The sequence below is a fragment of the Streptomyces sp. NPDC050703 genome, assembly GCF_040654435.1.
GTDB lineage: Bacteria > Actinomycetota > Actinomycetes > Streptomycetales > Streptomycetaceae > Streptomyces.
Genome location: NZ_JBFAHX010000006.1, coordinates 1 through 13,229, shown reverse-complemented (window position 1 = coordinate 13,229; position 13,229 = coordinate 1). Strand labels below are relative to the sequence as shown.

Below are 13,229 nucleotides of genomic sequence, written 5' to 3'. Positions count from 1 at the left end.
ATCAGCGTAGGCGTCCGGTCCCCCTCGTGCCGTCATACCAGGGAGCTGGACCGCACCTCATACCCCGGTATCACCGTGGCCCTCGTGCAGAGCACCCGCGGCCGCGTGGCTCACAGCTCCGCGAGCAGCTCGGTCTTCTTCGCCGTGAACTCCTCGTCCGTGAGCAGGCCCGCCTGGTGCAGTTCGCCGAGGTGGCGGATGCGGTCCGCGATGTCCGCCGGGTCGCGCCTGATCACGGTCGCGGTGGTGGCGACGACGCCGCCGGGGATCAGGGCGGGTCCTGACGTCCGTACCGCCGCGAGGACCGACGCGGCGAACGGCAGCGACTCATGGACCGGGCCGTAGCCCAGACCGAAGACGACGGCCGCCGGGTCCTGGTCGGCCTGTCCGGGCTGCGCCGCCGCAGCGTCCCGGTGCAGCAGCCGCAGATGCCCCTCGAAGAGCTCGGGGGAGCGCCATTCGATGCCGGTCAGGTCCGAGACGGCGAAGCTCTGGTCGCCGGCCTTCCACTTCGCCGACGAGGCGCCCGTCCAGAACCACCGGAAGGAGACCTGCTTGCCGTCGAAGGACGCTTTCCCGTCGTATGCCTTGAACTGCAGCGGCGCCTCGGGTGCGGCCACCAGATAGCGGTCGGCGGGCTCGCCGTCGGGCCGGAGCTGGGCCCGCAGCTCGTCCGCGTAGTACTCGGCCAACGTCTCCCGCTCGGCGGGCAGCACGAGGCGGTAGGGGTCGCAGCCCTCCTTGAGCTGGCCGGCCGCGGCCTCCATCAAGGGATCGGCGCCGGGTCTCGGCACGGCATGCAGCACCACCGTCCCGCGTTTACCGGGGGAGAGAGTCACCGCCGCGATCGCCTCATACGGGACGCGCCGTTCACCGAGCGCCTGGAAGAGCTTCGGTGTGCGGATCCCCCGTTCGAAGCGGATGAGCACGGAGTCGGACTCGAACTCCCAGGCGGCATGAAATCCGGCCAGTACGTCACCCATGCGGCTCATCGTAGGCGGCACGCGCGCCTCCGTCCCTCCTGTGGCGGCCCGCTGTTCCATCGATTTCTACGCGCGTCAGGCCGCCGCCGCGCCGGAAATGCCTTCCCGGCAGGCGTCGTCCCGACCCGCGCACCGCACACCGTCGTACATGCCGGTGCCGATCTCGGCGAAATTGCGCAGGCTCTCCGTGCCCGGCTCGAAGTAGCCGGTGTGGCCCTCGGCCCCGGCGGCGGACAGCACTCGTGCGCCGAAACCGCCCGACACCGGGTCGGCGCCGTGGCCGATCCCGCCGACCTCCATGTACGGCACATCCTGAATCCAGTCGTCGCTGTCCCGTGCGGCCCAGATCCGCGCCCCCGTGCCCAGCTCCGACGCCTTGTCGGCCCGCATGCCGGGGCTGCCCGCCACCGCGATGTCGGTGACCCGCGCGGGCAGGGTCCGCGCGGCCACACCGCACACCACGGAGCCGTAGCTGTGGCAGTACAGCGCGACCGGGGAGCGGCCGGGCAGGCCACGCACCATCGAGTCGAGGCGCACGGCCCCGCTCTCGGCGCGCATGGCCGTGGCCGCGTCGACACCGATCCCGACGGGCGCGGTGTAGTCGGCCCAGGCGATCACGGCGGTACGCGCGCGTGGGCTCGCCGTGTGCTCCGCACGGTAGAGCGCTTTCGCCATGCCCACCGGTGCCGAGTACTTGCGGAAGGTCCGCTCGAAGGTCAGCACGTTGGTGTCGACGCCAGGCACCACCACGGAGACGCGGCGGGCCTTGTCGAGGTCCCCGAAGACTTCCGCCATGCGACCGGAGCCCATGGGGTCGAAGGCGAAGACCTGACGCTCGGGGCGCATCATGACGCCGAACCGCTTCATGCGGCGCTCGGCCTGCTGCTTCCCCAGTGGGGAGAGGCGTTTGTCGCGCATACGGTCCCGCTCCACCTCGCGGGCCTGCCCCAGCGCGATGCGGTTGGCGCGATATCGCAGCTGAACGGGCGCGCCGTTCATGTTGCCGACCGCCAAGGGGTAGCGCGCGGCGAGCCGGTGGCGCTGCCGCTTGTCGAGCGAGGCGAAGAAGTGGCTGAGCCGAGCGGCGGGAGCGTCGGCGTCGGGCAGGGCGCGCCCGTCGATGTTCCCGTGCTCCCACGCGGTGACGGCGGCTTCCAGGGGGGATGCGCCGCCTCTGTTGTTGCGTACCGCGGTCCAGCCCGTCGTCGCCAGCATGATGAACACGACGGCGAGCGCAAGGAGAGCACGCCAGACGTTGAGTTGGGGTGAGGAGTCGAAGGAAGTCACTGCGGGACACCCTAGGAGAATCGTGATGCTTACCGTGCATCGCGTGAGGCAGATCACGTTTCCAGGCGGCTGATCGAGGCATGGCGGGCGCATCCTGGCTCTGTTTGCTGACACCGCGTGTGCCGACTTCAGTGGCCGCGGGGCGCCTTCCCCGGCCCGCGCGCGACCGCGATGACTGCCGTACCGCTCTGCCGTACTGGAGTTCGGATGCCGGGTAAGCGTTCGTCGCGGCTGCTTACCGCGAGTGCCAGTCCTGGGCCAGCGCCGGACCCAGGTGGTCGAGGTACTGCCCGGTGAGCTCGCGGATCGACTCCAGGCTGGTGTCCTCGCCCGCGCCCCACAGGCGGCCCGTCACCCGCATCACGCCGCTGAACGCCGCGACCGCCACGCGCGGCCGCGGATCGGTCTCCATGTCCAGGCCCTCGCGCTCGGCGATGACCCGGGCGACCTCGTCCTCGGTCTCGATGGAGCGGCGCATGTGGACGGCGAGCAGGGAAGGCGTCGACTCGATCATCTGGTAGGTGCTCATGTGCAGCTCGACCGGGACGACCTCCTCGATCGACTGCCCCATCGCCTCCCAGGCGCCGAGCACGGCCTCGCGCAGCGCCACGAGAGGGGCCTCGTGGGCGGGTCGTTCGCGCAGTACCTCGACGAACCGGGCCTCCACCATCTCCTGGACGGCGAAGACGGCCTCCTGCTTGTTCGCGAAGTAGCGGAAGAACGTGCGCTGGGAGACGTCGACCGCCTCGGCGATCTCGTCGACGGTCGTCTCCTCGTACCCCTTGGTGGTGAAGAGTTCGAGCGCCGCGCGCAGGAGCGCGTTCCGGGTGCGCTGCTTCTTGCGCTCCCGCAGTCCCGGTCCAGAGTTCACGCCTTGGCCCTCTTTTCGCATCTTTGCGCAGTTCAGAATACCTGCGGGCGACGTGACAGTTACCGACTAGTGAATCAGTTTGTCAACTGTCAGTCGCTGTCATTAATCTTGCCGTATGACTAGTCAGACCACCGTCGAACAGGCGGACAAGGCGCCGGAGCCGGCGTCCGCTCCGACCCCGGCCAAGGGGCTCCGCGGCCACCCCTGGCTGACGCTCTTCTCCGTCGCCATCGGCGTGATGATGGTCGCCCTGGACGGCACCATCGTGGCGATCGCCAACCCGGCCATCCAGAAGGACCTCGGCGCCACGTTCGCGGAGGTCCAGTGGATCACCAACGGGTACTTCCTCGCGCTCGCCGTCGCACTGATCACCGCGGGCAAGCTGGGTGACCGCTTCGGTCACCGCCAGACCTTCCTGATAGGCGTGGTCGGGTTCGCCGCCGCGTCGGGTGCCATCGGCCTCTCCGACAGCATCGCCCTGGTGGTGACCTTCCGCGTGCTCCAGGGCCTGTTCGGCGCCCTGCTGATGCCCGCGGCGCTCGGTCTGCTGCGCGCCTCCTTCCCCGCCGAGAAGCTCAACATGGCCATCGGTATCTGGGGCATGGTGATCGGCGCCTCCACGGCGGGCGGCCCGATCCTCGGTGGTCTGCTGGTCCAGCACGTCAGCTGGCAGTCCGTCTTCTTCATCAACGTGCCGGTCGGCGTCCTCGCCCTGGTGCTCGGCCTGGTCATCCTCAAGGACCACCGCGCCGAGAACGCCCCCAGGTCCTTCGACGTCCTGGGCATCGTGTTGCTCTCGGCTGCCATGTTCTGCCTGGTCTGGGCGCTCATCAAGGCGCCCGAGTGGGGTTGGGGCGACGGTCTGACCTGGACCTTCATCGGCGTGGCCGTGCTGAGCTTCGTGCTCTTCGCGGTGTGGGAGTCGAAGGTCAAGGAACCGCTGATCCCGCTCGCCCTGTTCCGATCGGTGGCGCTCTCCGCCGGTGTGGTCCTGATGGTGCTCATGGCCATCGCCTTCATGGGAGGCCTCTTCTTCGTCACGTTCTACCTCCAGAACGTGCACGGGATGAGCCCCGTCGACAGCGGTCTGCACCTGCTGCCGCTCACCTGCATGATGATCGTGGGCTCTCCGCTGGCCGGAGCCATGATCACCAAGGTGGGCCCGCGTATCCCGCTGGCCGGCGGCATGGCGCTCACCGCTGCCGCCATGTTCGGCATGTCCACGCTGGAAGCGGGCACCGGCAGCGGTCCGATGTCGCTCTGGTTCGCCCTCCTGGGCCTCGGCCTCGCCCCCGTCATGGTCGGCGCGACCGAGGTCATCGTGGGCAACGCGCCGATGGAGCTCTCCGGCGTCGCCGGTGGCCTCCAGCAGGCCGCGATGCAGATCGGCGGCAGCCTCGGCACGGCCGTCCTCGGCGCCGTCATGGCCTCCAAGGTCGACAGCGACCTGCCGGGCAACTGGGCCGACGCGAAGCTTCCGGCGCTCAGCGAGGCCGACCTCGACAAGGCAGCCGAGGCCGTCCAGGTCGGCGTCGCACCCGTGCCGCCGAAGGCGCCGCCGTCCGTCGCCGAGCAGATCACGTCGGTCGCGCACGACACGTTCATGTCGGGCATGGGCCTGGCGTGCCTGGTCGCCACCGGCGTCGCGGTGGTCGCGGTCTTCGTCGCGTTCCTCACCAAGCGCGGAGCCAACGCGGAGGCCGGCGCGGGCGTCGGCCACATCTAGCCCCCGGGCCCGGCCGCTCAGCCGCCGTCAGCCGTCAGGCCGCCGGTCGTCGGCCGCCCGTCGGCGCCCGCCGCGCGCCGACCGCCGCCGCGCGCCGACCGCCGCCGCGCGCCGACCGCCGCCGCGCGCCGGTCGGCCTTCACGGCCCGCGACCCCGCCTGACCGCGGATGTCAGGGAAAGCCCCTCAGGGAAAACCTGGGGGGCTTTCATGTATCAGGGTGACGCACCCCTTAAAGCCCTTCCGATGCCCCGCTCGCCCGGTCCACAGTTCATGCAGGCGATCCGCACGCAGCGGACGACCGAGCCACATGACAGGCGAGGCGAGCCACACCACAGTGGACAACTGGGCCACATCACACGGGGGTTGAAGAAGATGCGTACGAAGATGCAGACCACGGCCACGGCCACGGTCACGACCGCCACCGTCACCGCCGCCACCGTCGCCGCCGCGCTCGCCGCGGTGATCCTCACGCCCGCGAACACCGCGGCCGCGGCACCGCCCGCGCTCCGGGACTGCGGACCCGGCGAGCTCTGCCTCTGGGAGAAGGCGGGATTCGAAGGCACCCGGAAGACGTACGAGTTGTCGGACATCGACATCGAGAGCTGCATCGTGCTGCCGGCGGGGAGCGGCGCGGAGGCCCTGGCCAACCGCACCGGCCGACCGGTCACCACCTATCAGTCCGCGGAGTGCGGGGAGACGGGCGAGTTCGACACCTACCCGGGCGGCGGCACCTGGGTTCCCGACTCGCCCTACCGCGTCCGGGCGTTCAAAGTCTGGGAGAGCTGAATGCGGGTACTCGGAACCCAGAGCCCGCACCGGCCGATGTCGGCCGACACGAGGAGCGATGAGGGCGGGCTTCGGACAGAACACGCGCGAGGACCCTCGCTCACGAGGCCGGACGTGACCCCGGAGCGGGCCGGATTGCGCGACGCTCAAGACGGCGGTCGAGGTGACCGGCGAGGCCAGTACGACCAGTACGGCCGACGCAGCCGGCACGACCACCAGGACCGGCGCGTCCTGAGAACGCCGAAGGGCGACGGGCCCAAGGCCCGCCGCCCTCGGCACAGAAAGCGACTCCCGCTCGGGAAGCGACCCCCCGTTGAAGAAGCGCCCCCCATAGGCAAGCGCCTCCGTCAGGGAGCGCCCCCTCAGGAACGCGCCCTTTCAGGACAACACCCGCCAGGCGCCAGGCGCCCGCGAGAGGCAACCGTGACCACGCGCCGCCCCGGCGTGATCGACGCACCGGCCACGCGCCGACCACGCACCGGCTACGCGTCGCCTCCCGCCGCCCCCGGATCGGCCGCGGTGACGTCAAGGAGTTGGTAGCGGTCGATCGCCTGCTTCAGTACGGAGCGGTCGAGCTTGCCGTCGCGGGCCAGTTCGGTCAGCACGCCGACCACGATCGACTGGGCGTCGATGTGGAAGAAGCGGCGAGCCGCACCGCGTGTGTCGGCGAAGCCGAAGCCGTCCGCGCCGAGCGACTGGTACGTGCCGGGCACCCAGCGGGCGATCTGGTCGGGGACGCTCCGCATCCAGTCGGAGACGGCCACGAAGGGGCCCTCGGCGCCGGAGAGCTTCCGCGTCACGTACGGGACGCGCTGCTCCTCCTCCGGGTGCAGGAGGTTGTGGCGCTCCACGTCCACAGCCTCGCGGCGCAGCTCGTTCCAGGAGGTCGCCGACCAGACGTCCGCCTTGACGTTCCACTCCGCGGCGAGGATCTGCTGGGCCTCGACCGCCCACGGCACGGCGACGCCGGACGCCAGGATCTGAGCGGGGATGGCGCCCTGCTCGCCGGGCTTGAAGCGGTAGATGCCCTTGAGGATGCCGTCGACGTCCACGTCCGCCGGCTCGGCCGGGTGCTGGATGGGCTCGTTGTAGACGGTGAGGTAGTAGAAGACGTCCTCGCTGTCGGGGCCGTACATCCGGCGCAGACCGTCCTGGACGATGTGGGCGACCTCGTAGCCGAACGCCGGGTCGTAGGCGACACAGCCCGGGTTGGTCGAGGCGAGCAGCTGCGAATGGCCGTCCGCGTGCTGCAGGCCCTCGCCGGTCAGGGTGGTGCGTCCGGCCGTCGCGCCGAGGACGAAGCCGCGGGCGAGCTGGTCGGCCATCTGCCAGAACTGGTCGCCGGTGCGCTGGAAACCGAACATCGAGTAGAAGACGTACACGGGAATGAGCGGTTCGCCGTGGGTGGCGTAGGCCGAACCCGCGGCGATCAGAGAGGCGGTGCAACCGGCTTCCGAGATGCCGTCGTGCAGCATCTGGCCCGTCGGGGACTCCTTGTAGGCGAGGAGCAGCTCGCGGTCCACGGCTTCGTACTGCTGGCCGAGGGGGTTGTAGATCTTCGCGCTCGGGAAGAAGGCGTCCATGCCGAAGGTGCGGTACTCGTCGGGGGCGATCAGCACGAAACGCTTGCCGATCTCCTTGTCCCGCATGAGGTCCTTCAGGATGCGGACGAACGCCATGGTGGTGGCGATCGACTGCTGGCCCGAGCCCTTCTTCGCGACCGCGTACGTCTTGTCCGCGGGGAGGGGGAGGGGTTGGGCGCGCACGACACGGGTCGGGACGTAGCCGCCGAGGCTCTTGCGGCGGTCGTGCATGTACTGGATCTCTTCGGAGTCCCGGCCGGGGTGATAGTACGGCGGGGCGCCGTCCTCCAGTTGCTTGTCCGAGATCGGGATGTGCAGCCGGTCGCGGAAGCCCTTGAGGTCGTCGACCGTCAGCTTCTTCATCTGGTGCGTGGCGTTGCGGCCCTCGAAGTTCGGGCCGAGGGTCCAGCCCTTGACCGTCTGGGCGAGGATCACCGTCGGCTGGCCCTTGTGGGCCTTGGCCGCCGCGTAGGCCGCGTAGACCTTCCTGTGGTCGTGGCCGCCGCGGCCGAGGTGCAGGATCTGCTCGTCGGTCATGTTCTCGACCATGGCGCGCAGGCGCTGGTCGTCGCCGAAGAAGTGCTCGCGGATGTAGGCGCCGGTCTCGGTCGCGTACGTCTGGAACTGGCCGTCGGGGGTGGTGTTCAGCTTGTTGACCAGGATGCCGTCGCGGTCCTGGGCGAGCAGCGGGTCCCAGCTGCGGTCCCAGACGAGCTTGATGACGTTCCAGCCGGCGCCGCGGAACTGCGACTCCAGCTCCTGGATGATCTTGCCGTTGCCGCGCACCGGGCCGTCGAGCCGCTGGAGGTTGCAGTTGACGACGAAGGTGAGGTTGTCCAGGCCCTCACGGGCGGCGATGGAGAGCTGGCCGAGCGACTCGGGTTCGTCCATCTCGCCGTCGCCGAGGTAGGCCCAGACGTGCGACTTGGAGGTGTCGGCGATGCCGCGGGCCTCCATGTAGCGGTTCATGCGGGCCTGGAAGATCGCGCCGAGCGGGCCGAGGCCCATGGAGACCGTCGGGAACTCCCAGAAGTCCGGCATGAGGCGCGGGTGCGGGTACGACGACAGGCCGTGCGGCGCCTTGGACTTCTCCTGGCGGAACGCGTCGAGCTGCTGCTCGGAGAGGCGGTCCAGGAGGTAGGCGCGGGCGTAGATGCCGGGGGACGCGTGCCCCTGGAAGAAGATCTGGTCGCCGCCGTCGCCCTCGTCCTTGCCGCGGAAGAAGTGGTTGAAGCCCACGTCGTAGAGGGAGGCGGAGGAGGCGAACGTCGCGATGTGGCCGCCGACGCCGATGCCGGGGCGCTGGGCGCGCGACACCATCACCGCGGCGTTCCAGCGGGTCGCGTTCAGGACCTTGCGCTCGATCTCCTCGTTGCCGGGGAAGAAGGGCTCGTCCTTGGTGGCGATCGTGTTGACGTAGTCCGTGCTGCGCATCTCGGGAACCGCCACGCGCTTTTCGCGCGCGCGTTCGATAAGCCGGAGCATCAGGTAGCGGGCCCGCTCGCGTCCGCGTTCGTCGACCGCGGCGTCGAGGGAGTCAAGCCACTCCTGGGTCTCTTCGGGATCGAAGTCCGGGACCTGGCTCGGCAGGCCGCCAATGATGATCGGGTTGCGATCGGATCCGGAAGCCACGCTGTTCCTTCGCTGTTGGGGCTCTCGCCTGGGTACTGCCTGGCCGTGCACCGCTGTCCATCGTGTACCCGAGGAACGCGAACGTCATCTCTACCGATAGGTAACCGAGAGGGAGACCGCGACATCGATCCGGCGACCCTGCGGTAGGCTCGACCAAATCGCAACGATACGCCCATCCTGCCTAGCCGCTTCGCTGAGCCGTTCGGTCTCGTACGGATGAGGCGGCAGTTGCGGCGACACGACGGGGAACGTCACCGTTTCGGCGGTCTCGGCGGCCGGGTACTTGCGCGATCCGCCCCGCCCGTGTGGACTACGGCCAACGCCCCGCGCACGCGCGTGGCTGAAGGCATTCCCGAAAAACATGATCAGGAGGCAATCCGTGAGCGCGACCGCGGACCACGCGGAGACGAACCTTGCCGTAAGGCTTGGTTTCCAGCCCGACCAGGTGGTCCAGGAGATCGGCTACGACGACGACGTCGACCAGGAGCTCCGCGAGGCCATCGAGCAGGCCACTGGCACAGAGCTCGTCGACGAGGACTACGACGACGTGGCCGACGCCGTGGTGCTCTGGTTCCGTGAGGACGACGGGGACCTGACTGATGCGCTGGTGGATGCCATCGCGTACATGGAGGAGGGCGGCCAGATCCTGCTGCTGACTCCGAAGACCGGCCGCGACGGTTACGTCGAGCCGAGCGACATCGGTGAGGCGGCCACCACCGCGGGCCTGTCCCAGACCAAGAGCACGAACGCCGGCAAGGACTGGAGCGGTACCCGCCTGGTCACGCCCAAGGCGGCGGCCAAGAAGCGCTGACCACCCTCGCGCCGAGCCGCGCACGCCCAAGGACCGCGCCGAGCCGCGGTCCCACCGGATGGCACCGTGAGGCCCCCACCGACGACTCCGTCGGTGGGGGCCTCACGCGCATGGGCACCCCACCAGGGCCGCGGGAGCACCACGCGGGCGCGGTGCCACAGCGAAAAGCAGCCGTACACCGGAGAACAGGGGGCGGCGCCCCGCATGGGCGAAGATCGGCGGACGTAGGGTGGTATCACCCGAACAGCCCCGGCCGAGGGGCTCCGTCGAAGGGATGCGTACTCATGGCGCTCGCTGGAATCGCGACCGGCACCAAGGCCCCGGAATTCGAGCTGAAGGACAACCACGGCCGGACCGTGAGGCTCGCCGACTTCCGCGGCGAGAAGAACGTGGTGCTGCTCTTCTACCCGTTCGCGTTCACCGGCGTCTGCACCGGCGAGCTCTGCGCGCTCCGCGACGAGCTGCCGAAGTTCGTCAATGACGACACCCAGCTCATCGCCGTCTCCAACGACTCCATCCACACCCTGCGCGTCTTCGCCGAACAGGAGGGCCTTGAGTACCCCCTGGTCTCCGACTTCTGGCCGCACGGCGAGGTCAGCCGGGCCTATGGCGTCTTCGACGAGGAGAAGGGCTGCGCGGTGCGCGGCACCTTCATCATCGACAAGGAGGGCGTCGTGCGCTGGAGTGTCGTCAACGGGCTGCCCGACGCCCGTGACCTGAACGAGTACGTCAAGGCGCTCGAAACGCTCTGAGCACGCCCGGTTTTCGCTCGCGGCCGGGAACCGGTCACTAGTATCCACACGTTGATCCGATGGCAAGCAACGCTTGGGGCTCCCCGCCCCTGGACACCAATTGGGAGGACTCGTGGGAGTCAGCCTCAGCAAGGGCGGCAACGTATCGCTGAGCAAGGAGGCGCCTGGCCTGACCGCGGTTCTGGTCGGCCTCGGCTGGGACGTCCGCACCACCACCGGTACGGACTTCGACCTGGACGCCAGCGCCATCCTGACGAACGCGGAGGGCAAGGTCAGCAGCGACCAGAACTTCGTGTTCTTCAACAACCTGAAGAGCCCCGACGGCTCCGTCGAGCACACCGGTGACAACACCACCGGTGAGGGCGAGGGCGACGACGAGGCGATCAAGGTCGACCTCGCGGCGGTGCCCGCCGACGTCGAGAAGATCGTCTTCCCGGTCTCGATCTACGACGCCGAGACCCGCCAGCAGTCGTTCGGCCAGGTCCGCAACGCGTTCATCCGCGTGGTGAACCAGGCGGGCGGCGCGGAGATCGCGCGGTACGACCTCTCCGAGGACGCCTCGACGGAGACCGCCATGGTCTTCGGCGAGCTGTACCGCCACGGCGCGGAGTGGAAGTTCCGCGCGGTCGGCCAGGGCTACGCCTCGGGTCTGCGCGGCATCGCGCAGGACTTCGGCGTCAACGTCTGAGCCGATCCCGCCCTTCCGCAGAGCCTCTCGTCATCCGGTCCGATCCAGACGGAAGACGCCAGTCGTCCGGCGCCGCACCCCACACGAGTGCGGCGCCGGACGTGCTCACCACCGCGTGTCCCGTCACCATGAAGTCGTCACGATGAGGACACGTGTTCCTGTTCAACCTCGGGGAGGACCAGCATCATGGGCGTCACGCTCGCCAAGGGAGGCAACGTCTCCCTCTCCAAGGCCGCACCGAATCTCACCCAGGTCCTCGTCGGGCTCGGCTGGGACGCGCGCTCCACCACCGGCGCTCCCTTCGACCTCGACGCCAGCGCGCTGCTGTGCGACGCGGGCCGGGTCCTCGGTGACGAATGGTTCGTCTTCTACAACAACCTGAAGAGTCCGGACGGTTCCGTCGAGCACACCGGTGACAACCTCACCGGTGAGGGTGACGGCGACGACGAGTCGCTCCTGATCGACCTCTCCAAGGTGCCCGCCCATTGCGACAAGATCATCTTTCCCGTCTCGATCCATGAGGCGGACCATCGCGGGCAGACGTTCGGCCAGGTCAGCAACGCCTTCATCCGTGTGGTGAACCAGGCGGACGGGCAGGAACTCGCGCGTTACGACCTCAGTGAGGACGCTTCGACGGAGACCGCGATGATCTTCGGCGAGGTGTACAGGTATGGAGGCGAGTGGAAGTTCCGTGCGGTCGGGCAGGGGTATGCGTCAGGCCTGCGAGGTATCGCTCTAGACTTCGGGGTCAACGTTTCGTAAAGCCGGGGACCGGCGCGGGGGAGACCGCTAGACGGGAGCCCGTACACACACGATTGGGTAACCAGTGATTCTGAAAACCTTCGGCTGGTCGTTCGCGGTGACCGCGCTCGGCCTGGTCGCCGCGGTGTTCTACGGGGGGTGGACCGGCTTCGGCATCGTGGCGATCCTGTCCATCCTCGAGATCTCGCTGTCCTTCGACAACGCGGTGGTCAACGCCGGAATCCTGAAGAAGATGAATGCCTTCTGGCAGAAGATCTTCCTCACCATCGGTGTGCTCATCGCGGTCTTCGGCATGCGCCTGGTCTTCCCGGTCGTGATCGTCGCCATCAGTGCGAAGATCGGCCCGATCGAGGCGGTCCGCCTCGCGCTCAACGAAAAGGACCACTACAAGCAGCTGGTCACCGACGCCCACCCGTCGATCGCCGCCTTCGGTGGCATGTTCCTGTTGATGATCTTCCTCGACTTCATCTTCGAGGACCGGGACATCAAGTGGCTCGGCTGGCTGGAGCGTCCGCTCGCCAAGCTCGGCAAGGTCGACATGCTGTCGGTCTGCATCGCGCTCGTCGTGCTCATGGTCACCGCGATGACCTTCGCCACCCACGCGCACCAGCACGGCGGCGCCCACGTGGACAAGGCGCAGACCGTCCTCATCTCCGGTATCGCCGGCCTCATCACGTATCTGATCGTCGGCGGCCTCTCCAGTTACTTCGAGAACAAGCTGGAGGAGGAAGAGGAGCGGGAGCACGAGGCCGAGGAAGAGGCCGCGAAGTCCGGCAAGAAGGTTCCTGCCGTACTGATGGCGGGCAAGGCCGCGTTCTTCATGTTCCTCTACCTGGAGGTCCTGGACGCGTCGTTCTCCTTCGACGGCGTCATCGGCGCCTTCGCGGTCACCAACGACATCGTCCTGATGGCGCTCGGCCTGGGCATCGGCGCCATGTACGTCCGGTCCCTCACGGTCTACCTGGTCCGCCAGGGCACCCTCGACGACTACGTCTACCTGGAGCACGGCGCGCACTACGCCATCGGCGCCCTCGCCGTGATCCTCCTGGTCACCATCCAGTACGAGATCCACGAGGTCATCACCGGCTCCGTCGGCGTCATCCTGATCGCCTGGTCCTTCATCTCCTCCGTGCTCCGCAACCGCAGGCTGGCGGCGGCCGAAGGGGGAACCGGGGCCGGAGAGAAGACCGAGGTCTCGTCAGGCGTCTGACGCTGACCGAAACCCTCGCCGGCCTGTCCGATTCCGCGTTCGGGAGTGTGACGGCGGCCGGGGCGAGGAACGCTTGGAGCGGGGCGGGCCGGGGGGGGAGTAGGGAGGAGGGGCCCCCCGCAGAGGGGGGGGCAAC

The 13,229-nt window shown here is 68.8% G+C and carries 11 protein-coding genes; 7 read left to right on the top strand and 4 right to left on the bottom strand.

Annotation, left to right across the window (positions count from 1 at the left end; translation table 11 throughout):
* Positions 1-110: 110 nt before the first annotated feature.
* From AB0I16_RS07550 to AB0I16_RS07540, 3 genes are all read right to left on the bottom strand, one after another.
* Positions 111-983: a DUF4429 domain-containing protein gene (locus AB0I16_RS07550; RefSeq protein ID WP_363248377.1), complete on the bottom strand. Its 873-nt coding sequence runs from the start codon at positions 981-983 to the stop codon at positions 111-113.
* A gap of 75 nt (positions 984-1,058) precedes the next feature.
* Complete coding sequence (locus AB0I16_RS07545; RefSeq protein WP_363248376.1) at positions 1,059-2,270, bottom strand: alpha/beta hydrolase; 1,212 nt, start codon at positions 2,268-2,270, stop codon at positions 1,059-1,061.
* Between the two features lie 235 nt (positions 2,271-2,505).
* Positions 2,506-3,141, bottom strand: a complete 636-nt coding sequence (locus AB0I16_RS07540; protein ID WP_363248375.1) for a TetR family transcriptional regulator — start codon at positions 3,139-3,141, stop codon at positions 2,506-2,508.
* 115 nt (positions 3,142-3,256) lie between these two features.
* Between AB0I16_RS07540 and AB0I16_RS07535 the strand changes: the two genes are divergently transcribed.
* Together AB0I16_RS07535 and AB0I16_RS07530 are read left to right on the top strand one after the other, a co-directional pair.
* Entirely contained in the window at positions 3,257-4,867 is a 1,611-nt protein-coding gene (locus tag AB0I16_RS07535) for a DHA2 family efflux MFS transporter permease subunit (RefSeq protein ID WP_363248374.1), read from the top strand.
* A 374-nt stretch (positions 4,868-5,241) separates the two neighbouring features.
* Positions 5,242-5,655 carry a peptidase inhibitor family I36 protein gene (locus tag AB0I16_RS07530; protein ID WP_363248373.1) on the top strand — a complete coding sequence of 138 codons (414 nt, stop codon included), beginning with the start codon at positions 5,242-5,244 and terminating at the stop codon, positions 5,653-5,655.
* 482 nt (positions 5,656-6,137) lie between these two features.
* Here the strand turns inward: AB0I16_RS07530 and aceE are convergent, their stop codons facing one another.
* Positions 6,138-8,870 carry a pyruvate dehydrogenase (acetyl-transferring), homodimeric type gene (aceE, locus tag AB0I16_RS07525; protein ID WP_363248372.1) on the bottom strand — a complete coding sequence of 911 codons (2,733 nt, stop codon included), beginning with the start codon at positions 8,868-8,870 and terminating at the stop codon, positions 6,138-6,140.
* Between the two features lie 379 nt (positions 8,871-9,249).
* On the opposite strand from aceE, the gene AB0I16_RS07520 reads away from it, so the two are divergent.
* From AB0I16_RS07520 to AB0I16_RS07500, 5 genes are all read left to right on the top strand, one after another.
* A complete protein-coding gene (locus AB0I16_RS07520) occupies positions 9,250-9,681 on the top strand; it encodes a DUF3052 domain-containing protein (protein ID WP_062781860.1) in 432 nt (143 codons plus the stop codon).
* 284 nt (positions 9,682-9,965) lie between these two features.
* Positions 9,966-10,433: a peroxiredoxin gene (locus tag AB0I16_RS07515; RefSeq protein ID WP_363248371.1), complete on the top strand. Its 468-nt coding sequence runs from the start codon at positions 9,966-9,968 to the stop codon at positions 10,431-10,433.
* Between the two features lie 112 nt (positions 10,434-10,545).
* Positions 10,546-11,121, top strand: coding sequence for a TerD family protein (locus AB0I16_RS07510; RefSeq protein WP_062781869.1), 576 nt, complete (start codon positions 10,546-10,548; stop codon positions 11,119-11,121).
* Between the two features lie 186 nt (positions 11,122-11,307).
* On the top strand, positions 11,308-11,883 hold the full coding sequence (locus tag AB0I16_RS07505) for a TerD family protein (RefSeq protein ID WP_363248370.1): 576 nt from the start codon (positions 11,308-11,310) through the stop codon (positions 11,881-11,883).
* Positions 11,884-11,947: 64 nt separating this feature from the next.
* The gene (locus AB0I16_RS07500; RefSeq protein ID WP_363248369.1) at positions 11,948-13,093 is read left to right on the top strand and encodes a DUF475 domain-containing protein; all 1,146 of its coding nucleotides are present in this window, start codon (positions 11,948-11,950) and stop codon (positions 13,091-13,093) included.
* Positions 13,094-13,229: the final 136 nt, after the last annotated feature.

Coding starts and splice junctions, on each gene's coding strand:
- AB0I16_RS07505 (WP_363248370.1), top strand. CDS start 11,308: ATGGGCGTCACGCTCGCCAAGGGAGGCAACGTCTCCCTCTCCAAGGCC.
- AB0I16_RS07530 (WP_363248373.1), top strand. CDS start 5,242: ATGCGTACGAAGATGCAGACCACGGCCACGGCCACGGTCACGACCGCC.
- AB0I16_RS07535 (WP_363248374.1), top strand. CDS start 3,257: ATGACTAGTCAGACCACCGTCGAACAGGCGGACAAGGCGCCGGAGCCG.
- AB0I16_RS07515 (WP_363248371.1), top strand. CDS start 9,966: ATGGCGCTCGCTGGAATCGCGACCGGCACCAAGGCCCCGGAATTCGAG.
- AB0I16_RS07550 (WP_363248377.1), bottom strand. CDS start 983: ATGGGTGACGTACTGGCCGGATTTCATGCCGCCTGGGAGTTCGAGTCC.